Consider the following 20,074-nt stretch of genomic DNA (forward strand, 5'->3'; position numbering starts at 1 on the left):
AATGTTTGACTGTTGATTACAGGGGTATCTTTTTGATCAGGCCCAAATCCGGCGAAACGCGATCCGAAAATAAAACGTCAACAGAGCCCAATATCGTGATTGAGGCTGACTTCAATGCGCTCTTTGCCCTTGCCGACGTTACGGCGCTTGAGTGAGAGCGGGCCGATTTCGGCTGTGCTGCGCACATGGGTTCCGCCGCACGGGACGCGTGCGAGCCCGGTGATTTCCCAATAACGGCGACCGGTTGCTTCGTCGCTGAAGCCCGTACGGATCGGGTGGTCGGCTGCGACGATGGCTGCGATGGCAGCGCTGAGTTCGGGAAACAATGCGCTGACATTCTCGTGCCAGGCAAAGTCGATGCGGGCTTTGTCTTCAGCAATATGCGCGCCGATTTTTTCAACGCCGGGTAGCCGTTGGCAGATCAATTCCAATACCAGCTCGGCAGCGAAATGCAGTCGCATCAAGCGATAACGGCGCGGCCAGTCGATTTCCACCTCAACCCGCTGGCCGGTTTGCAGGCCATGGGGCATCGGAAGGGTATAAACAATGCTGCCATTTTCCTGCTTGCGGGCAGACTCGACTGTCAGCCCGGCAATACGGCCGGTATCGCTTTCCTGGCCGCCTGAAAAGGCAAAAAAGATGGTGCGGTCGAGCACAAGGTCGGCTCCGTCAACCGCAATGACTTGGGCGGTCAAGCGGGTTAAGTAGGGGTCTTGCCAGAAAATGCGCTCAGTCATGGCTTGGCGAAAGGCGTTTGGGATGAGCTGGCAGTATGCACTCGCCTGGCGCATCCAGCGCAAGCGGTTGACTAAAAGCCCCATCTGGCGGGGCGGTGATCAAACCGGTTCAGCCGTAGATATTCTCGGCAAAGCAATGCTGGATATGCTCGATTTCATCCTGGCAGCTTAGCAGGGCATGGATGCAACGGGGGTCGAAGAGCCGGCCGGACTGCTGTTGCAGCCAGTCAAAAGCTTGCTCATTGGGCCAAGCCTGCTTGTAGGGGCGTTGGCTGGTGAGAGCATCGAAGACATCGGCAACGGTCACGATGCGCGATTCCAGCGGGATGTTGTCACCAGCGAGCCCGTCCGGGTAGCCGCTACCATCGAAAAGCTCGTGGTGATGCAGGATGATATTGCGCAGCAGGTGGATCTGACCGACACCTGCCAGGCCGAAGTTCTCCAGAATCTGCTCGACCAGTGTCAGCCCGGCACGGGCGTGCTCGCGCATGATGACTTGTTCTTCGGCGTTGAGGGGGCCGGGTTTGAGCAGAACCTGGTCGGGGATGGTGATCTTGCCCAGATCATGCAGGGGAGCAAATAGATAGACATGCTCGACAAAACTATCGTCCTGGCCGAACGCTGCGCCGATCTGCTGGGCGATCAGTCGGGCATAGCGCGACATGCGTTCCAGATGGTTGCCGGTTTCCGGATCGCGCGCCCGGGCCATGTTCATGGCGGATTTGAGCGTTGCCAGCAAGGTACGGACATTCGCGTGTTCGTTGTAGACGAGCAGGCTGGCAAAGTGCGCCAGCATGTCCAGCTCGGCCAGCAGCGCGCCTTGAAACAAGCCGGGCGTGCATGAATTGAAGAACACAAAGCCAAAGAACTGGCCGTTCACGCACATTGGCACCGTGTAGCTGGCACGATAACCAACGGCCAGCAGGGCCTGGACGTGACGCTTGTTGCTGTCTTCGAGCACCGAGAAATCGTTGATGACCCGCGGGGACTGGCTGGTGGCAACGGCTTGCAACCACGTCGTGTCCCTTAGCCGGGCATGGTAGAACGGCAAAGGATTGGCTTCCCTTTCGATCGCTACAAAGGTCTTCACCCAATCGCTGCCGGGGTCATAGAGCGCAATGGCGAGTCGCTCAACCGCCGGATACTTCTTCTGCATGGCGTGCAGCAGATAGTGCAGCTTGGCAGACAAGGGACCGGGCTCTTGCAGCTCATGCAAGCCAGACATGGGCTCTCCTCTCAGCGTTGCGCGCTACCCATGACATCGCCTGCAAGGGGGGATGGGATCGTGCCGCATCAGGCGGATACGCCGACGTCCGCATCGCGCAAGGGTCAGGTGTGACGCACTCTTTTATTTATATGCGATGAAAACCGGGTGAACCAGCTTGCCGTGTTACGGCGGGCAATCCGAGGGGGCGGGGCGTTTACACCAGAAACAGCCAGCGCCAGCCGAAGTAGATCAGCATGCCACCGCCAATGGCGGCCAGCAGGTGACGGGTGCGCCAGACGATGAGGGCACTGGCCAGCGAACCAATGATGGCGGGATTGCGCCAGCTGAGCTGCCAGTGGCTACCATCGGGCAGCAGGACAGTGGGCACGATGATCGCAGTCAGCACCGCCACGGGCACATAGCGCAAAGCGGCCTGCAGCGCCGGCGGAAACACCAGTCTGCCGCCGAAGGCATATGGCAGGTAGCGAATGGCGAAGGTCAACACCGCCATGCCAACAATGGTCAGGAATTCGGTCATCCGGCATGGTCCTGTCTGGGGGTTTGCCGGCTTTCACACCAGACGCCTGTGACGACGCCGGCCAGGGCGGCCAGCATCAAACCGAGTTTGTAAGGAAGCCCGTGCGCGGCAAGGGCAACGACGGCGGCTGCCAGGGCAGCCCAGCGCATGGCAGGAGTCTTCAGCATGGGTACGACGATGCCGACAAAGGTGGCGACCATCGCAAAATCCAGCCCCAGATTTTCCAGCCCCTTCACCGACTGACCCAGAATCAGACCGGCGGCCGTCCAGAGCTGCCAGTTGCTGTACATGGCCAGCACAGAACCCAGGTAATACCAATGCTTGTAAGGGGAGGGATCGTGGCTGTTGTAGCGATGCTGGACTACCGCGAAGGTCTCGTCGGTCAGGCCGAACGCCAGAGGCAGCCGCCAGCGCTGTGACAGCTTGCCCACATGCGGCAGCAAGGTTACCGAATACAAGGCGTGCCGCAGATTGACGATGAGCGTGGTGAGCCAGATCACCCCCAGTGCGGCATGACCCTTGAACAAGGTCAGAGCAATGAACTGCGAGGAGCCGGCAAAGACCAAGGCCGACATGGCCAAGGCACCCAGCGTCGAGACACCAGACTGTTCGGCCAGCGCACCAAAGATCATGCCGAACGGTGCGGCGCCGATCAGCATGGGCAGCGAATCACGGGCTCCTGCCAGAAATTCGCTGCGGCGGCTTGCCTGCAGGCTGGTGTGGTCACTCATAGCTTGGCCAGAGGGCCGGCGGGTTGCTGCTGCGTGATGCAGTGGATGCCACCCCCCCCACCGAAAATCTCGGCAACAGGCAGGGTGATGACCTTGCGCTGCGGAAACAGCTCGCGAATCACGCCGACAGCTTCGTCATCAGACGGGTCACCGAACACCGGCATCACGATGCCGCCATTGGCGGGGTAGAAGTTGACGTAGGACAGCGAGACGTAATGGTTCTTGGCATCTGCCAGATGGCGGGGTGCCGGCTCGGGCAGGGTGACAACCTGATAAGGTTTGCCCTCTACGTCACGCGCCGCCGCCAGCCGACGCTGGTTGTCCTGCCAGGCGGCGTAATTGGGGCGGAACGGGTCGTCGCAACGCTGGGCCAGAATCGTGGTCTCGTTGACGAAGCAGGCGATGTCATCGACGTGGCCATCGGTGTGGTCATCAAACAGACCATTACCCAACCAGATGATATTGCGCACGCCCAGATAGCTGCACAACATTTGCTCGATCTGCTCGCGGCTCAGGCGTGGGTTGCGGTTAGGGTGCAGTAGACATTGCGCGGTGGTCAGCAGGCTGCCGCGACCATCGACATGGAACGCACCGCCTTCCAGTACCAGCGGCGCTTCAAACCGGCTGGCACCGATGGCGTCCAGCATGCGGCCCGCGACGGCGGCATCGTTTTCAAAATCGGGGAACAGGCCGCCCCAGCAGTTGAAAATCCAGTCCACGCCAGCGACTTCGCCTTTGGCATTGGTGACGAAGGTCGGGCCTTGGTCGCGCATCCACGAGTCGTCGATCGGCAGCTCCATGACTTCGATATTGCTCCCGCAGAGCGAACGCGCCAGCGTGGCATCTTCGGGGCGGGCCACCATGCAGACAGCTTCGAACTCATTGATGGCTTGCGCCACTTTGGCATAGGCCACTCGGGCGCGGGTCAGCTCGGCCTCCCCTCCCCACAGCTCTTCCCGGCAGGGAAACGCCAGCCAGCAGCGCTCGTGGGCGGTCCACTCGGCAGGCATGGAAAAGCCAAGGCTGGCCGGGGTAATGGGACTCAACATGGAAATCTCCGTCATCAATGCAGGCAAGGATATTTTTGGGCTGGCGCCCAATTCATTCAAGTAACTGGCCGACCAAAGTTGGCGGCCAGGTATCGGCTTAACTGGCGGCGTGCGGGTGGCTGCCATCCAGGGTCAGAATAGGCCAGTACAGATCTGGCCGGCGGTCGCGGAACACGCCCCAGGATTGGCGCACCTTGCGGATCGCATCCAGATCAAAGGTATGGGTCAGGATGGTTTCGTCGGTACGGTTGGCTTGCTGCACCAGTGCGCCGGTATGGTCGGCGATGAAAGAGCTGCCGTAATACGTCTGGGCAAAGTTCTGGCCCTGTTCGGTACCGATCCGGTTGCTGGCGATCAGCGGCATGACGTTGGCGGCGGCATGGCCTTGCATGGTGCGGGTCCAGTGGGCGGCCGAATCCAGGCTGGCGTCTTGGGGCTCAGACCCGATTGCAGTGGGGTACAGCAGGATTTCGGCGCCCATCAAGGCCATGCAGCGGGCGGTTTCCGGGAACCACTGGTCCCAGCAGATGCCGACGCCGATGATGCCAAAGCGGGTAGACCAAACTTTGAAACCGGTGTCGCCGGGGCTGAAGTAGAACTTTTCGCTGTAGCCGGGGCCGTCAGGAATATGCGACTTGCGATAGACCCCGAGAATCGAACCGTCAGCATCAATCATGGCCACCGAGTTGTAGAACACGCGACCGGCCTGCTCGAAGAAACTGACCGGCAATACTACCTGCAGCTCTTGTGCCAGGCGGGCGAAGCGGGCGATGGTCGGGTTGCCTTCGAGTGGGCGGGCGTGCTCGAAGTGGCCGGCAAACTGCTCGGTACAGAAATAGGGCAGCTCGAACAGCTCCTGGATCAGGATCACATTCGCACCGCGCTTGGCGGCTTCCCGTACCAGGCGCTCCGCGCGCTGGATATTGAGTTCGCGATCCCAGTCGCCTGCTGTCATCTGGGTGGCCGCTACGGTTACTTGACGCATGGTGGTGTCTCCTGGAAATGAAATCAGAATTCCGCAAAGAAAATGGGGGCTGGCGGGTTTACTCCGACGACCAGCCTCCACCCGGAATGGCGGCATCTTCAAAACGTGAATAATGGCCCAGAAAGGCCATCCGTACCCGGCCTGTGGGGCCGTTACGGTGCTTGCCGATAATCACCTCGGCCAGCCCTTTATCGGGAGAGTCGGGGTTGTAGTATTCATCGCGGTACATGAACAGGATCAAGTCAGCATCCTGCTCGATCGCACCGGATTCGCGCAGGTCAGACATCATCGGTCGTTTGTCGGTTCGCTGCTCCACACTCCGTGACAGCTGCGACAGGGCGATGACCGGCACCTGCAGTTCCTTGGCCAGACCTTTGAGCGAGCGCGAAATTTCGCCCAGCTCGGTTGCCCGGTTCTGATCCCGGCCCGAACCGGACATCAACTGCATATAGTCAATGACGATCAGGCCGAGCTGGCCACCGAACTGCCGTGCCAGCCGTCGGGCCCGCGCTCGCAGTTCCAGCGCGGTGAGCGCTGCGGTTTCGTCGATGAACATCGGGGCTTCCGACAGTTTGCCTACGGCATAGGTCAGTTTCTGCCAGTCATCATCTTCGAGCCGGCCGGTTTTGATTTTGTGCTGATCCAGCCGGCCAATCGAGCCGATCATCCGCATGGCCAGCTGGGCGCCGCCCATTTCCATCGAAAAAATCGCCACCGGCAAGCCCGAATCAACTGCAATGTTCTCGGCAATATTGATCGAGAACGCCGTCTTACCCATCGACGGGCGGCCGGCGACGATGATCAGATCGCCTTTCTGCAGGCCGGAGGTCATCGCATCCAGGTCGGTAAAACCTGTCGGAATCCCGGTCACGTCGTTGGGATTATCCCGGCTGTAGAGCATGTCGATACGCTCGACCACCTCTTTCAGAACGACCGGCATATCCAGAAAGCCCTGCTTGCCTCGGGCAGACTGCTCGGCAATCTCGAAGACTTTCGACTCAGCCTGATCAAGCAGCTCGGCCGCTTCGCGTCCGGCCGGGTTGTAGGCCGAATCGGCAATTTCGGCACCCACCGCAGCCAGCCGCCGCATGATCGAGCGTTCCCGCACGATTTCGGCATAGCGGCGGATGTTGGCCGCCGACGGGGTGTTCTGGACCAAGGAGCCGAGATAGGCCAGGCCGCCGATATAGGCCAGCTCGTTGGCGGTGTCGAGCGATTCCTGCACCGTGATCACATCTGCCGGACGGCCGTGCTCGATCAGACGGGAAATGTGGCGATAGATCAGCCGGTGGTCTTCTCGATAAAAATCCGCCTCGGTGACGACGTCTGCGATCTTGTCCCAGGCGCTGTTTTCCAGCAGCAGCCCCCCCAGTACCGACTGCTCGGCTTCGATGGAATGCGGGGGGGTCCGCAGGTTTTCAAGTTGCGGGTCTGGCACGCTGGCGTTAGGATGCTCGGTCATTTTTACGGTGCCTTGGGTAATTCCGGGGGGCCGACATTCTAGCCCGTATGGGTCATGAGTTCACGAGATCAATCGCTGCTATGGGGCGCTAAGCCCGTTAGTGCTGGCAGCGTCGTGAGCGGAATCCACTTCCTGACCACGTTGTTCCATGCCTCAAATCAAAAAGTTGGTACTGGTCGAATTTTCGGCTGCCCAGATGTTCGAACTGGTAGACCGGGTGGAAGATTATCCCGGCTTCCTGCCTTGGTGTGGCTTTTCCGAAGTTCACTCGCGCGATGATCTGTGGACCGTCGCTACACTGGGCATAGACTATCTGGGGCTGCGGCAACAGTTCACCACTGAAAACCGCAAGTCAGACAACCAGATCAGTCTGGAGTTGAAAGACGGGCCTTTCCGTAATCTGACCGGGGCCTGGCGTTTTGTGCCTCTGGCCGAGAATGCCTGCAAGGTGGTCTTCGAGCTGGAATACGAATTCGCCAACCGCACACTGGAAAACCTGGTGGGGCCGGTTTTCAACAAGATTGCCAACAGCTTTGTCGATGCCTTCGTCAAGCAGGCAGAAAAGCGCTTTATATGAGTCAGCCATGAGCAAGCAATTCGAAGTGGAAGTGGCCTATGCCCGGCCAGAGCGGCAATTGATCATCAAACTCATGGTTGACGAAGGCTGTACCGCCGAGATGGCGGTACGTCAGTCCGGGATGCTGCAAGAGTTTCCCGAGATTGATCTTACCCAGAACAAGCTCGGGATTTTCAGCCGGGCGGTCAAACCCGATACCCTGCTGCGTGCCCATGACCGGATTGAAATCTATCGCCCGCTGCAGGCCGATCCGAAGGAAGTGCGGCGTCAACGTGCCACTGCCGCCAAGGAAGGCCGGCGTAGCGACGACGACTGAGTCGCGCCGGGTCGATTTTTGGGGCAAGGCGTCGTTAGGGTTCGCTTATTTAGCTCGCTAAACCGCGCTTACCCTGCCTAGCCTCGCCCCGGCGCGACGGTAAACCTTACGTCAACAGAACCTACAGCAGTGTCTGACAGCCACTTAGCCCGCCGGATTCCCCATTCCGCCACGCTTCAATGTGCGCGCCACCACCCAGACTTCGACCTCCGCCGCGCCTGCGGCCTTGATTGCCGCTGCGCACTCGTTGGCGGTGGCACCGGTTGTCATCACATCATCGACCAGAACCACGCGCTGCCCGGATAAAGGTTGCCTGAGGCGGAATGCCCCTTTGACCTGCCGTGCCCGGTCTTCCCGATGTGCCCCGGCGGCCGATGGGGTATCGACCAGTCGCTCAATGGATGGATGAATCGGCCGTCGCCATTGTCTTGCCAGCACTTTGGCGATTTCGAGTGACTGATTGAATCCTCGCAACTTTTGCCGGGCCGGATGCAGCGGCATGGCGATCAGGCAGTCCGGTGCGCAATGATCAGCCGTGGCGATGTGGGCAAGCCAGGCGCCCAGAGGATGCGCCAATGACCAGTCCCCGCCGTATTTGAGATGTCCGATCAACGCATCCACCGGCCATTGATAGCAGAGCGCGGCGTAGCTGCGGTCGAAAGCCGGAGGGTGTTGCAGGCAGTCGCCGCAGACTTCGCCCAGCGGTGTCGGGATGGCGCAGCGCGGGCAATGCGGGCCGTCTAGCCAGGGCAGATCGGCATGGCAGTCCAGGCACAGACCATCGCGCGCTGCCTGGTCGCTGCATAGCAGGCAACTGGCCGGCAGAATCAGATCAATCAAGGCAGTAGCTTTCAGCATGAGGCAATGTCAACGGCGCTGGCGAAGGAATGCTTCCTGAGTTTCGTTATATATGGGCCGCTTCAACAGAACCCAGGTTTGGGTTACCGCAAATTTCACCTACCTTGAAAGTTGACGCTTGCTGATTGATGACCATGCCGCTGCCTTTGTTATCCCCACAGTGGACAGGTCTGCCTGAGGGGGACTTCGGGCAGACCCTGCCGTTCAGTGCCGTAGCGCCGGTAAGCTGGCGCTGGCTGCCGCTGTCGGGCGAAGTCCAGTTTGGGGCGGCCTTGGCAACGATCCTTGGCTGCGGGCCAGCACAGCTGCCGACGAATCGGCAGGGCTGGATGGAATGGGTGCATCCTGCTGATCGCGCCGGGGTTGAGCTTGCTGGTGCGGATTATGCTGCCGGGCGCCGTAACGACTACTGTGTGCAGTACCGCTTGCAGCACGCTGCGGGCGGCTGGATCTGGGTCTACGACGCCGCGCTGGCGGGGTCTGCTTCTCATCCCGCTGTCGATTGGGCGGTAACAGGCTGCATCATTGATATGTCTGCCTCAATGCGCCAGGCGCAGGAGGCATCGTTCGGTCATCGGTACTTTCATGCGCTGTTCGATGCGACACCGGATGCGCTGATCACCGTCAATCCGCATATGCGGCTGCAGTTTGCCAACGTGGCTGCTTGCCATCTGCTTGGGTACACCCAGGCGGAAATCCGGGGCTTGGCTTTGTACGCGCTGCTGCCTGAGGCCGACCAGCCCGAGTACTGGCGATTTCTGGCCAGGACCGGGTCTTCGGCCCAGAGCCTCCACGGCCAGGCGGTATGCCGCGATGGGCGGCGCCTGCCGGTGGAACTGTCGGCGCAGTTGGTGATGGCCGGCATGGAAGCGGGCCACTATGTACTGACCATCCGGCCCGCTAGCCCGGTGCAGGAAGCGGAGACCCATCTGTATGCACAGGCACTGGCACAGGCGCCATCCGGCGTGTTTCTGACGGATGTTCATCACATTGTGGTCTATGCCAATCATGTTGGCTTGGCGATGACGGGCTATCGCTGGGATGAGCTGGTTGGCCAGTCGCTGGAGCTGATCCATGTGCATTCGCGCACCCTGGTCACCTGGCGCGATATTTATGGTCAGGCTCTGCAAGGCCGGGCCTGGAGCGGCGAGGTTACCGCCCGCCGCAAGACAGGCGGGGTCTATGTTGATTTTCTGACGATTGCGCCATTGCGCGATCAGTCCGGCAAGATCACCCATGTCATTGGTCTGCACGAAGACATCACCGAGCGGAAGCAGCTTGGGCAGGGGCTGGATCGCTATCGCACCCAGCTTGAAGACATGGTGGTCAACCGGACGCGTGAGTTGTTGCGGGCCAAGGAAAGCGCCGAAGCAGCGGCCCGTGCCAAAAGTGCATTCCTGGCCAATATGAGCCACGAAATCCGCACGCCGATGAATGCGGTGCTCGGCTTTGCCGATTTGTTGATGCGGGAGGCCCGCTCAAAGCGGCAACGTGATCTGCTGGGCAAGATTGCGTTTGCTTCCCGCCAGTTGCTGGGCATTCTGTCCGATATTCTCGATCTCTCGAAAATCGAGGCCGGCAAGCTTGATCTGCACCCGGAGCGGGTAGCACTACGGCCATTCCTGCAAGACAGCCTGGCCATGATTCAGCCGATGGCGGAAGAAAACGCCCTGCAGCTCGAAACACAAATCGACAGGCGCCTGCCGGAATTCGCTTTGGTGGACCGGGTGAGACTGGGCCAGGTTCTGCTGAATTTGCTGAGCAATGCCGTCAAATTCACCCATCAAGGCACGATTCTGCTCCGGGCGCGGCCCCTGCCGATGGCGGGTGGCTCGAACTGGCTGCGCTTCGAAGTCTGCGATAGCGGCATCGGCCTGACTGAGGAGCAGTGCTCGCGCTTGTTCCTGCCCTTCGAGCAGGCCGATGTCAGCATTACCCGCCGCTTTGGCGGCACCGGCCTGGGGTTGGCGATCTGTAAACGCCTGATCGAAATGATGGGTGGCCGGATTGGTGTCGATAGCGTGGAGGGCCAGGGAAGTACCTTCTGGATTGAAATGCCGGACCAGTCGCAGACCGCCAGCCCACATATCGAAGACAGCAATGCCGATGAAACGGTGCTCAATGATATTGCGGTCGAGGTGTCCCGTTCGCTGGATGGCAAGTCCATCCTGATCGTCGAAGACAACAAGCTCAATCAGGAACTGATCACACTGCTGCTGGATGGGTTCGATTGTCATACCAGCGTTGCCAACAATGGCCTGGAAGCCCTGGCAATGGCCAGCAAGCAGCCCTTCGATCTGGTGCTGATGGATATGCAGATGCCCAAGATGGATGGCCTGACTGCGACACGGGCACTACGCGCCGAACCTGCTTACGCCACGATACCGATTGTCGGGCTCACCGCCGATGCGTTCGAACAGGATCGGCAAGCCTGCCTGCAAGCCGGTATGAACGATGTGGTGACCAAACCGATACAGCCCGAGCGCCTGTATGCCTTGCTGGCAAGCCTGCTGCAGGGAACGCTGCTCCCCGCGACGCAGGCGTCGGGCTTGTTTGCACCGTCCGACCAGCTGACCGGGCTGGCTGCCTTACGGCAGGCACGGGGCCTGGATATTGAAACCGGCCTGCAGCTGATCGGCGGCAAGGAGCAAAGCTACCTGCGTCTGCTGCGGCTGTTTGTTTCCGAACACTACGGCGCGGCGCAGACCATTCGCAGCGCTTTGGTTGAAGGCGATCAGAAGCGGGCGCTACGTGAAGCGCATTCACTCAAAGGCGCGGCGGCGTCAATCGGGGCGGGCGAGGTGGCCGACTATGCCGGGGCACTCGAAGCGCGTTTGCGGCGTTGCGCAGAAGATCTGCCACCTGGGGAGAGTGTGGAGCCGATCGAGGCCGCGATTCGCCATCTGGTAGGCGTTTTATGTGCCGCCCTGGAATTGCCGCTTCCTTCCGAGTTGCCCACCCGAAACTGAATGCTGTCTGCCAACAGGCGGTCTTGCCAGACAGCTTGCCGGATGCACCGGCTATCAGTCCGGTGTCTCGGCGGCAGCGTCTGGCTGGGCGTTGGTGAGATCCTGTTGCAGGATGGCCAGATGCTGATCGACTTCCAGCCCTTCTTCCAGCAGCTGATTCAGGGAATCCGCCGTATCGCGCAGCGATAGTGCAATCAGCTGCTCCTGCGCATCGGTGAGACCCATGCTCAGGAAAGACTGCTCGGCTTGGTCAATCATCTGCATCAGCAGACGCTTCACAACCCCGCGCTGCAGCTGGTTACGACGGTCGATGGCCTTCAGGGTATCGACGCTGCGCGTCAGCAGTTCACGGATTCTTGTCTGATGCCGGCGCTCGGCTGCATTCATTTCCAGCACTGCCGCCTTGGCATCCACGCCTTCGGCAATCAGCGCCAGATTGTCGCGCATCCGCCCGGCCCGGTCGGGGTCGTCCAGCGGCATATTGCTGACCATCAACGTCACGCGGCCATAATTGAACGCCGCATACTGCTTCATGCTGACAATGCGGCCGCAACTTTGCAGGGTATGCAGGGTTCCTTTTTCCAGCTCGGTGGCCTCTCCATCCAGATTGCGGCTATAGATCGCCTCTTCGACACGGATCTGGATGCAGGCTTTCAGGCCATACTCGGCGCAGGTCTGCAAAGCTGCGTTGGCGAGGGGGTGCATGTCCTCACAAGCCATCACGATGCGCAGGCATTGCAGCACCTGTCCCAGTTCTCCCGAGGTGGACATCGCCGACATGGCGGTATCGAACGCCATGCGGGCATCCGAGCGCAGCTGTTTGCGTTCACGGGTCAGTCGGAGCGTCGATTCCACCTTGGCCAGCAGTTCGGTCGGATCGAAGGGCTTGCCGATGAAATCCTCACCGCCCACGGCATAGGCAGCCAGGCGGTCTTCCAGCGTGACTTCGGTAGACAGAAACAATACCGGGGTTTCGCCAACGATCGGATCATCCCGAATGAGTTCACACGCCTGCAGGCCGTTCATCTGCGGCATCAGAATATCCATCAACACCAGATCGGGCTGATGATCACGCACCATCTCTATCGCCTCCAGACCGCTGGTGGCTTCCAATACCCGGTAGTAATCCTCCAGCAAGGCGACCGCCCGCATTCTTTGTACGGGTTCATCCTCCACCAGCAAGATGCAATCTTTGTCTGCCATGACTTTCCCCAGTGCTCGACAACCTTCCCAGACTTTCAGGATAGGTCTCCCAGCCGGCAAAGCCAAAATGTCACTTGCCCTGCTGCGGCCGGTCGCAGACAGGGGCTGTGGATAAACTGATAAAGCTGTGGTGCAACCCGGAAGCCAAATGGATTGAATTCCGTTAAACAAGCTTATTGCTCGCTTGCTGTAATCACTGGGTAAGGTGGGAGGTCTGAGCGTTGATGGTTTATTATGTAATTGTTTTTAATAAATAATTAACAAATTTACCAGCCGGTCTGACGAGCGGTGGCGGGGTATTCAAGCGAGCTAATACAGTTATTGCTTATTTAATTGTGAATTGTTGGATTGCTGCGAGAGATAAATTGACGTTTGCATAGAGTGGGTGCTAGTTTCAATGGTGAGCTTGGGCTCTGTTGACATGCCATCCCCTCATCTGACGCTGACGAGATCCTTGTATGCGCCCCCTCCGCCTCCACACCCCGCTGGGCGATGACGCCCTCCTGTTCCGCAGCATGACCCTGCGCGATGCGCTCTCCACCGTGTTCGAGGCCGAGATCGAAGTCCTGTCGAAGAAACCCGACATCAACTTCGAAGCGCTGCTCGGGCATCCAGTCTCGCTCGACATCGAACTGCAGGATGGCAGCGAACGCCAGATCTGCGGCCACGTCACCCGCTTCGCCCTGATCGGCCGCGAAGGCGACTACCACCGCTACCATGCCTCGGTCCGGCCCTGGCTCTGGTTCCTCTCCCGCACCACCGACTGCCGGGTGTTCCAGAACCTGACCGTGCCCGAGATCATCAAGCAGGTGTTCGGCGATCATGGCGTCGCCGTGTTCAAGGATCGTCTCACCGCCAGCTATCCGCAGCGGGTCTACACCATCCAGTACCGTGAATCCGACCTGAACTTCGTGTCGCGGCTGATGGAAGAAGAAGGCATCTACTACTACTTCGAGCACGGCGGCGGCAAACATACGCTGGTCCTGGCCGATGGCATCGCCAGCCACAGCCCGGCCCCCGGTTTTGAACAAGTCCCGTTCTATCTGGGCGGGCAGGATGGCGGCATGACCGTCAACCGCGAGCATATGGCCCACTGGCGCACCGAGAAATCCGTACAGCCGGCCGACTATGTGCTCAACGACTACGACTTCCTCAAGCCCAAGGCCGACCTCAAGGTCAAAGCCATCGTGGACCGCGAACACCCCCAGGCCAAGCACGAAATCTACGACTACCCCGGCCAATACGTGGACCCCGGCGTCGGCGAGCACTACGCCCGCGTCCGCATCGACGAACTGCAGGCGCGGCATGAACGCGTGGTCGGCCAAGGCCCGGTACGCGGCCTGCCGGTCGGCTATCTGTTCAGCCTGACCGAGCACCCGCGTGGCGACCAGAACCGGCAATATCTGGTGGCCCAAGCCACCCTGCACCTGTCCGAATCCGACTACCGCTCCGGTGGCGGCGAGTGGGAAGCCCAGGTCGATATCCAGGCCCTGCCGTCCAACCTGCCGTTCCGGCCCGAGCGCACTACGCCGAAACCCATCGTGCAAGGCCCACAAACGGCCGTCATCGTCGGCCCGGCTGGCGAAGAGATCTGGACCGATGAACATGCGCGGGTCAAGGTGCAATTCCACTGGGACCGCCGGGGCAAGAAGAACGATCAATCCAGCTGCTGGGTGCGGGTGTCGCAACCCTGGGCCGGCCAGAACTTCGGCATGGTGGCGATTCCGCGCATCGGTCAGGAAGTGGTGGTCAGCTTCCTCGAAGGCGACCCGGATCAACCCCTGATCACCGGCCGCGTCTACAACGCCGACCAGATGCCGCCGTGGGACTTACCCGGCAACAAGACCCAGTCCGGCATTCTCAGCCGCTCCAGCCAGGGTGGCCACTACGACCACGCCAACGCCCTGCGCTTCGAAGACAAGAAGGGCGCCGAGGAAGTCTGGCTGCATGCCGAGAAGGATCAGCGGATCGAGGTCGAGCATGATGAGAGCCATTGGGTCGGCAATGACCGGCGCAAGACCATCGACCGCGACGAGACCACCATTGTCCACCGCCACCGCACGGAGACGGTGGATGGCAATGAAACCATCACCGTTCACCAGAACCGGACGGAGACCGTCGATCACAACGAGACGATCAGCATTGGGGATAACCGGACCGAGACCGTCGGCAAGAATGAAACCGTCACCATCGGCAAGAACCAGACCTTTGACGTGGGCCAGAGCCGCACCAAAAGTGTTGGCAAGCATGAAGTGGATTCGATAGGTCGCAACTGGTCGATCAATGTTGGCCGCTTCAAGACCGAGACGGTGGCCTTGGCATATATGCAGAACGTGGGCCTGGGCAAGATGGTGAATATTGGCGCGGCTTATAACCTGAATGTCGGCGCGATGATGATCACCAATGTCGGCATGTCACGCTCGGATAGCGTGGGGGCCGATCATAGTCAGAGTGTTGGCGCCAACAAGACGCTGACGGTGGGCAAAACCCTGACCGTCGCAGCAGGGGGCGGCGGCGAGGCCGGAGGATCGTCTGGCGGGGCGGCGAGCCAGCTGGTGATGAATGATGAGTCGATTACCTTGCAGGTAGGGCAATCGAAGTTGCAGCTATTAAAAGATGGCACGGTTCTGCTCAATGGCACCAAGGTCCATATGGAGGCCAAGGGGGAGTTCGTCGTTATTGGCAGCCCGGTTCAGCACAACCCCTGATCCCTCACGTCAACGGAACCTGACCGTATTCAAATTCCCGCTGGAGTTGCTTTCATGTCCGCCAATCGCCAACTTGCTTCCCTGCCTGCGCCAGATCTGGCATTCGCCAAACCGCTGGCGCTGTATCGTGGTCAGGTGCTGGCCTGGGATGCGGCAGGCGTTGCCTCGGTGGCGCTGGCTGATTTGCTGATTCCATGCGTGCTTGCGGCCGGATTGGCGCGACCGCCGGTTGATAGCAGCGTGCTGGTGGCGCGCGAAGGCGATAGTGGTGTCATCATCGCGGCATTCCCTGCCCCGGCCAATGGGCAACGGGCACTGCAGTGGGATGGCGAGACCTTGAGCCTGTCGGCGCAATCCCGCATCGAACTGCGCTGTGGCGATGCTCGCATGGTACTGACGGCGGATGGCCGTATCGAGTTGCATGGCGTCAATCTGCTGTCGGACATGCGTGAGCAACAGCACTTCGAGGCGGGGCGCATCTCGTTCAACTGATGGCCTACCAGCTCCCCATTCCTACCGATCTGCTCGAAGAGAGCATCCAGACCGTGGTGCGCCGCTATGGTCGCCGGCGTTTTGCCTTGGAGCAGCCAGATCAAAGCCTGCAGACCCTGCGCGAAATCGACACCTCGATTGCCAGCCATCTGCAGCATATTTCGCGCTATGCCGACGAGGTGGATAGCGCTATCCAGCGCCTGCGCCAGCAAGCTGAGCCCAGCAAGTTGCCTGCCTACCTCTACCTTGATCTGGCACGTCCGCGCCAACTTCTGGACCAGGCTGCCTATGCCGGGCGCCTGCAACAATACTGCACGCAAGATTACGAAGCCTGCCGCGATGCCCTGTGGCACTACCGCAGTGCTCAATCCGAACAATGGCTGGCCAATACCCTGGATGCGGAGGAAAGCAGCCTGCTGCGATTGGGGTTCGAGTTGGGGGCGCGCTATCTGGAGCCACGCTGGACAAAACGACTGCTGCGCTGGCGCCATTCGGCGTGGCATGTGGCGGCGTGTCTGGCACTGGCACGCCATGAGCTGAGCGCCGAGGACGAAGCCGATCTGCTGGAGACGGCGCGTGGTCTGCTGGACCAGCCGGATACCGAAGTGCGGCGGATTGGATTACGGCTTCTGGTTGATCGTGGTTGCGAGCAAGCCATTCCGATTGCGCTGGACTGGTTGGATCGGGGCAGGGCACCGGCTGTGGCCTGGGCGGTGGCCACACTGGCGCCCGCGGAGGTGATGGACCGGTTAAACCACCATCCCGAATGGCTGCAGGGGGCTGATGCGGTGCGTTGTCTCGGGCAGATCGGCACGCTGCCGGCCCTGAACCTGCTGCATACCGTGCTGGAGGGTGAAGCCGGGCTGAAGCTGCTGCCGTGGATCAATGCCAGCTGCAAGCTGGCGCTCGATTGCGATCTGGAACGCTTGCAGGCGCTGACCTCGGTGGCCGCCGGGCACGCGGCGCTGACCGAGGCACTGTCGGTAATCCGCGAGGCACCTGCCCAGCAGCGTTGGCGAGGAGGCCAGCCGCTGAACGACTTGAAGGCCAGCCTGCCGGCGGCAGCGGCCCGCGCGCCGGCACTGATCCGGCAACTGCTGTACTGGGAATTTGGCATGGTCATGCGGGCGCCGTTTGCCCTGCGCGCCGCCGATGTCTGCCACCGGCAGGATATGGCGCTGGATTTTATCGGCAGCATGGCGCGTCAGCGCGAGTGAGAGTCCGCTATGTACCTCAACAATCTCAGCCCCTTTCCTGCCGATTGCCGTCCTGATCTGGACCTGCAGGGACGGGTTTGCCTGAACCTCGCACTGAAAGCCTCGTTCCGACTCGACAACGGTCTGTTGTTACCGGCAGAGCGGCAGTTGCCGATTCACGATGCCCCGGTGCTCTGGCCAGACACCGAGCCGGAACAGGATGGGCCGCGTTACGAAGACGACCTGACCCCGCCCAAGCTGGCAACCGATCTGCTGATCAACGCCGTTGCCTATGCACCCGGTAGCCAGCCTTTGACGCAGTTTGAAGTGGGATTGCGAGTGGCGGGGCGAACCGAACGTTTGCGGGTGTTTGGTCCGCGAGTCTGGCGGCAGTCGGCGTTATTGGGTGGAGGGGGGCGGGCTGTCATCGAAACCCTGGCGCCCATCCGCCATCTGCCGCTACGACTGGCCCTGGCTTTTGGTGGTGAAGTACGGCGCGAGGGCACGGTGCAGGCACTGGATGCGCGTAATCCCTATGGGCGTGGCTGGTGCGGTGACGATGGGCAGGTCGATGGCGTCCTGCTGCCGCAGCAAGAGCGGCCGGATACCTTGATTGAGACGCCGCATGATCATCCCGTGCCGGGTTTCTGGGGGGGGTATCCGGCGGATTGCCTGCATCGACGCAAGTTGTTTGGCACGCAGGATGCGGAGTGGCTCAGACTGCGTGCCCCCCGGCAAGCTGCCGATTTTGACCCCTATGCCTACTGCACCAGCGACCCATCTTTGCGTTTCTCTCCCCATTGGCAGGGCGGTGAGCACCTGACGCTATGGCGGCTGACGCCGGACGGGGAATGTCAGGTGCAGATTCCACGCTGGCATTGCTGGCTACAGCTGCGCTACGCCGGCGCCGAGCCGCTACGCCAGCGCTTGAAGCTGGATACGGTGCTGGTCGAGCCTGATGAAGGGCGGCTCTGCCTGACCTGGCGAGCCCAGCTGCTGCGTTGGCAACATCAGCGCCCGCTGGCTGAGTTGAGCGTCATGGCGGAGGAAGCATGAAGCCACTTTTGATTGCTGGCAGCGGCGCGGTCGCTGCCACGGGCACCCGCAGCTGGCAGGTTGCCACCACGCTTGAGGCAGGATTGTCCCGCGTGCAAAAGCTGGCGCGGGGGGCGCATGCCCTGTGGGCGAATCCTTGCCGTTCGCTGCCACAAACCGTTCGGGTCGAAACCCGGCTGTTTGCGGCGTTGGCTTCGGCAATCGAGGAAGCGCTTGCCGGGTTGGCCGGTCAGAGCCGACGCCGGGTGCTTTATCTGGCTTTGCCATCGCCCAGTCTGGGCTGGCCGGCCAATCTGGCCGAACGGATGCGGCCCATGCTTGATGACCTGTGCCGTCAGCTACTGATCAGCCAGTGGTTGTATGTCTGCGAAGGCGCGGCTGGCGGTTTTTCTGCGGCTGCTGCTGCATTTGAACTGCTGCAGGCCGAGCCGGAATCCGTGGCCGTGATTGCCGGTGCCGATAACTGGCTGGAGCCGGTTGTGCTGCAACGAGCCTTTGACGCCGGTTGGCTGGTGACCGACACCGACGATAGCGGCTTCATTGCGGGCGAAGCCGCAGCGGCAGTGGCGTTGTGTGCCGTTGCGGAGCCCCACCGCCAGCGACGGCAGGCATTGCTGCACCGGCCGGTCTGTTCTCATAGCACCGGCAGGCATCCTCCACCCCAAGGGGAGCTCGGTGAGTACGCACGTTGGGCAGAAACGTTGCGACGAGCGATTACCGAGGCGGGCCTGCGTGGCGAGCACCTGTCGGATAGCTGGTCGGATCAGGATGGGGACCTGTGGCGGGTACAAACCGAAAGGGCGGCTTTGGATGCCGCGCAGATCCCGACTTCGCAAGTCGAACTTCGCCGGCCAGGAGCGCTGCTGGGGAATGTGGGGGCGGCCTGGGCGCCGTTGCTCTGGACTCTGGTGACCGAGCAGATCCGCAACCAGCCCTTGCCCCCTGGCGCTGCGCTGACTACCGCAGCCTCGCTGGGCGGCAGCCTGATTGGCGCAGCGGTGATCGAGCGTAGTGCGCCACCACCCGAAGCCGCACTCGATTGAGTGCCAGAACACCGGGTAGACATTGAGGAACACAGCATGGCAACGCGAGTTTTTGCCAATAACCTGAAGATCGTCAGCGAGGTATCCGGCGCGACGGTAACCGGCTTACACCCTGCGTTGCTGGCCCCCAAGGGCGATCCGGGGGTGAGTACCTATAAAGGCAGCGCCAACAAGCTGGCCTTGGCGGTTGAAACCGTGCTTGATCAGCGGCGGCCGGTGGGTAATCAGGCCTCGGCCATGACCTGGGTGTCGCATTCCCCTGAAATCATCATCGGTCCAATCAGCAATACCCGCATGGGTTGGGGCACCTTCATCAACGGCTCGAAGAATGTGTTTCACGGCATGTATGCAGCAGTGCGCCATGTCGAGCTGATGATGGTCAATTCCTTGCAGCGCTTTATTGATAACGTCAGCAAGATCGCGGCCAATCTTGGCGAAGGGTTTGCCCAGATCAGCAAGCAGGATCTCGAAGAACTGGCCGCACAAATCGGCGAAGAAGCCTTGGCTGATCTGCTGGCCATGCTGAAAGATCCAGCGACCTACGGCAGTCTGGCGCTGGACGTCGGCACCGTTGTGGTATCGGGCGCGCTGGATGTGACAGGCGTCGGGGCACCGGCTGGCGTTGCCCTGGCCGCCTGGCGCTTCGGTGACCGGGCGGTCGCAGTCATGGACCAGGCCAAAGTCCTGGCTGGCGATATGCAGCGGGTGATGGGGGCTGCGCAGACCGCCAGCACCCCGGCCCAGCAAAAAGCGCTGGCGCTGGATTTTCTGAAGAGTGCCGGTTCGCGTGCGCCTGCCCTGTTGATGGCCCTGATTGCCAAAGTCAAAGCCGGCCGCAAGCTGTCGAGGGAAAAAACACCGCCCGCTCCGAAAGCCGATGCGCCATCGGTCGCGAATGTGCCGGGTTCTGCGCCCGCCTCCCAGAAACCCAAATGCGATTGCTGAGC

18 protein-coding genes are annotated in these 20,074 nt (G+C 60.9%); 9 read left to right on the top strand and 9 right to left on the bottom strand.

What is annotated here, in order from left to right; all coding sequences use genetic code 11:
* Nucleotides 1-77: 77 nt before the first annotated feature.
* The 7 genes from PZA18_RS16250 to dnaB form a co-directional block, all read right to left on the bottom strand.
* On the bottom strand, nucleotides 78-737 hold the full coding sequence (locus PZA18_RS16250) for an alanyl-tRNA editing protein (protein WP_284101916.1): 660 nt from the start codon (nucleotides 735-737) through the stop codon (nucleotides 78-80).
* Nucleotides 738-846: 109 nt separating this feature from the next.
* Nucleotides 847-1,962, bottom strand: a complete 1,116-nt coding sequence (locus PZA18_RS16255; RefSeq protein WP_284101917.1) for an HD-GYP domain-containing protein — start codon at nucleotides 1,960-1,962, stop codon at nucleotides 847-849.
* Nucleotides 1,963-2,158: 196 nt separating this feature from the next.
* Entirely contained in the window at nucleotides 2,159-2,482 is a 324-nt protein-coding gene (locus tag PZA18_RS16260) for an AzlD domain-containing protein (RefSeq protein ID WP_284101918.1), read from the bottom strand.
* A complete protein-coding gene (locus PZA18_RS16265; protein WP_284101919.1) occupies nucleotides 2,479-3,213 on the bottom strand; it encodes an AzlC family ABC transporter permease in 735 nt (244 codons plus the stop codon). Before PZA18_RS16265 ends, PZA18_RS16260 begins: the two co-directional genes overlap by 4 nt.
* Nucleotides 3,210-4,262 (bottom strand): agmatine deiminase family protein, encoded by a 1,053-nt coding sequence (locus PZA18_RS16270; RefSeq protein WP_284101920.1) that lies wholly within the window; start codon nucleotides 4,260-4,262, stop codon nucleotides 3,210-3,212. The genes PZA18_RS16265 and PZA18_RS16270 overlap by 4 nt, the downstream gene beginning before the upstream one ends.
* A gap of 97 nt (nucleotides 4,263-4,359) precedes the next feature.
* Nucleotides 4,360-5,247, bottom strand: a complete 888-nt coding sequence (gene aguB / locus PZA18_RS16275; protein ID WP_284101921.1) for an N-carbamoylputrescine amidase — start codon at nucleotides 5,245-5,247, stop codon at nucleotides 4,360-4,362.
* A gap of 58 nt (nucleotides 5,248-5,305) precedes the next feature.
* On the bottom strand, nucleotides 5,306-6,709 hold the full coding sequence (dnaB, locus tag PZA18_RS16280) for a replicative DNA helicase (protein WP_284101922.1): 1,404 nt from the start codon (nucleotides 6,707-6,709) through the stop codon (nucleotides 5,306-5,308).
* 148 nt (nucleotides 6,710-6,857) lie between these two features.
* Between dnaB and PZA18_RS16285 the strand changes: the two genes are divergently transcribed.
* Together PZA18_RS16285 and PZA18_RS16290 are read left to right on the top strand one after the other, a co-directional pair.
* Nucleotides 6,858-7,286, top strand: coding sequence for a type II toxin-antitoxin system RatA family toxin (locus PZA18_RS16285; RefSeq protein ID WP_284101923.1), 429 nt, complete (start codon nucleotides 6,858-6,860; stop codon nucleotides 7,284-7,286).
* Nucleotides 7,287-7,293: 7 nt separating this feature from the next.
* Complete coding sequence (locus PZA18_RS16290) at nucleotides 7,294-7,602, top strand: RnfH family protein (RefSeq protein WP_284101924.1); 309 nt, start codon at nucleotides 7,294-7,296, stop codon at nucleotides 7,600-7,602.
* Nucleotides 7,603-7,746: 144 nt separating this feature from the next.
* Here PZA18_RS16290 and PZA18_RS16295 read toward each other — a convergent pair whose 3' ends face one another.
* The gene (locus PZA18_RS16295; protein ID WP_284101925.1) at nucleotides 7,747-8,460 is read right to left on the bottom strand and encodes a ComF family protein; all 714 of its coding nucleotides are present in this window, start codon (nucleotides 8,458-8,460) and stop codon (nucleotides 7,747-7,749) included.
* A 134-nt stretch (nucleotides 8,461-8,594) separates the two neighbouring features.
* Here PZA18_RS16295 and PZA18_RS16300 point away from each other — a divergent pair, with 134 nt between their 5' ends.
* On the top strand, nucleotides 8,595-11,429 hold the full coding sequence (locus PZA18_RS16300; protein WP_284101926.1) for a PAS domain S-box protein: 2,835 nt from the start codon (nucleotides 8,595-8,597) through the stop codon (nucleotides 11,427-11,429).
* A 54-nt stretch (nucleotides 11,430-11,483) separates the two neighbouring features.
* On the opposite strand, the gene PZA18_RS16305 is transcribed toward PZA18_RS16300, so the two are convergent.
* Nucleotides 11,484-12,632: a response regulator gene (locus PZA18_RS16305; protein ID WP_284101927.1), complete on the bottom strand. Its 1,149-nt coding sequence runs from the start codon at nucleotides 12,630-12,632 to the stop codon at nucleotides 11,484-11,486.
* Between the two features lie 458 nt (nucleotides 12,633-13,090).
* On the opposite strand from PZA18_RS16305, the gene PZA18_RS16310 reads away from it, so the two are divergent.
* Genes PZA18_RS16310 through PZA18_RS16335 form a run of 6 tightly spaced genes read left to right on the top strand, consistent with a single transcriptional unit; the run spans nucleotide 13,091 to nucleotide 20,072 of the window.
* Nucleotides 13,091-15,340, top strand: a complete 2,250-nt coding sequence (locus PZA18_RS16310) for a type VI secretion system Vgr family protein (RefSeq protein ID WP_284101928.1) — start codon at nucleotides 13,091-13,093, stop codon at nucleotides 15,338-15,340.
* A 54-nt stretch (nucleotides 15,341-15,394) separates the two neighbouring features.
* Entirely contained in the window at nucleotides 15,395-15,832 is a 438-nt protein-coding gene (locus PZA18_RS16315) for a hypothetical protein (RefSeq protein WP_284101929.1), read from the top strand.
* Nucleotides 15,832-17,049, top strand: a complete 1,218-nt coding sequence (locus tag PZA18_RS16320) for a hypothetical protein (protein WP_284101930.1) — start codon at nucleotides 15,832-15,834, stop codon at nucleotides 17,047-17,049. Before PZA18_RS16315 ends, PZA18_RS16320 begins: the two co-directional genes overlap by 1 nt.
* 9 nt (nucleotides 17,050-17,058) lie before the next feature.
* A complete protein-coding gene (locus PZA18_RS16325) occupies nucleotides 17,059-18,084 on the top strand; it encodes a DUF2169 family type VI secretion system accessory protein (RefSeq protein ID WP_284101931.1) in 1,026 nt (341 codons plus the stop codon).
* Nucleotides 18,081-19,127: a hypothetical protein gene (locus PZA18_RS16330; protein WP_284101932.1), complete on the top strand. Its 1,047-nt coding sequence runs from the start codon at nucleotides 18,081-18,083 to the stop codon at nucleotides 19,125-19,127. Before PZA18_RS16325 ends, PZA18_RS16330 begins: the two co-directional genes overlap by 4 nt.
* A gap of 36 nt (nucleotides 19,128-19,163) precedes the next feature.
* Nucleotides 19,164-20,072 carry a hypothetical protein gene (locus tag PZA18_RS16335; RefSeq protein ID WP_284101933.1) on the top strand — a complete coding sequence of 303 codons (909 nt, stop codon included), beginning with the start codon at nucleotides 19,164-19,166 and terminating at the stop codon, nucleotides 20,070-20,072.
* The last annotated feature ends 2 nt before the right edge of the window (nucleotides 20,073-20,074 follow it).

This window comes from Parachitinimonas caeni, from assembly GCF_030129945.1.
Lineage (GTDB): Bacteria > Pseudomonadota > Gammaproteobacteria > Burkholderiales > Chitinimonadaceae > Parachitinimonas > Parachitinimonas caeni.

Coding starts and splice junctions, on each gene's coding strand:
- PZA18_RS16250 (WP_284101916.1), bottom strand. CDS start 737: ATGACTGAGCGCATTTTCTGGCAAGACCCCTACTTAACCCGCTTGACC.
- PZA18_RS16255 (WP_284101917.1), bottom strand. CDS start 1,962: ATGTCTGGCTTGCATGAGCTGCAAGAGCCCGGTCCCTTGTCTGCCAAG.
- PZA18_RS16260 (WP_284101918.1), bottom strand. CDS start 2,482: ATGACCGAATTCCTGACCATTGTTGGCATGGCGGTGTTGACCTTCGCC.
- PZA18_RS16265 (WP_284101919.1), bottom strand. CDS start 3,213: ATGAGTGACCACACCAGCCTGCAGGCAAGCCGCCGCAGCGAATTTCTG.
- PZA18_RS16270 (WP_284101920.1), bottom strand. CDS start 4,262: ATGTTGAGTCCCATTACCCCGGCCAGCCTTGGCTTTTCCATGCCTGCC.
- aguB (WP_284101921.1), bottom strand. CDS start 5,247: ATGCGTCAAGTAACCGTAGCGGCCACCCAGATGACAGCAGGCGACTGG.
- dnaB (WP_284101922.1), bottom strand. CDS start 6,709: ATGACCGAGCATCCTAACGCCAGCGTGCCAGACCCGCAACTTGAAAAC.
- PZA18_RS16285 (WP_284101923.1), top strand. CDS start 6,858: ATGCCTCAAATCAAAAAGTTGGTACTGGTCGAATTTTCGGCTGCCCAG.
- PZA18_RS16290 (WP_284101924.1), top strand. CDS start 7,294: ATGAGCAAGCAATTCGAAGTGGAAGTGGCCTATGCCCGGCCAGAGCGG.
- PZA18_RS16295 (WP_284101925.1), bottom strand. CDS start 8,460: ATGCTGAAAGCTACTGCCTTGATTGATCTGATTCTGCCGGCCAGTTGC.
- PZA18_RS16300 (WP_284101926.1), top strand. CDS start 8,595: ATGCCGCTGCCTTTGTTATCCCCACAGTGGACAGGTCTGCCTGAGGGG.
- PZA18_RS16305 (WP_284101927.1), bottom strand. CDS start 12,632: ATGGCAGACAAAGATTGCATCTTGCTGGTGGAGGATGAACCCGTACAA.
- PZA18_RS16310 (WP_284101928.1), top strand. CDS start 13,091: ATGCGCCCCCTCCGCCTCCACACCCCGCTGGGCGATGACGCCCTCCTG.
- PZA18_RS16315 (WP_284101929.1), top strand. CDS start 15,395: ATGTCCGCCAATCGCCAACTTGCTTCCCTGCCTGCGCCAGATCTGGCA.
- PZA18_RS16320 (WP_284101930.1), top strand. CDS start 15,832: ATGGCCTACCAGCTCCCCATTCCTACCGATCTGCTCGAAGAGAGCATC.
- PZA18_RS16325 (WP_284101931.1), top strand. CDS start 17,059: ATGTACCTCAACAATCTCAGCCCCTTTCCTGCCGATTGCCGTCCTGAT.
- PZA18_RS16330 (WP_284101932.1), top strand. CDS start 18,081: ATGAAGCCACTTTTGATTGCTGGCAGCGGCGCGGTCGCTGCCACGGGC.
- PZA18_RS16335 (WP_284101933.1), top strand. CDS start 19,164: ATGGCAACGCGAGTTTTTGCCAATAACCTGAAGATCGTCAGCGAGGTA.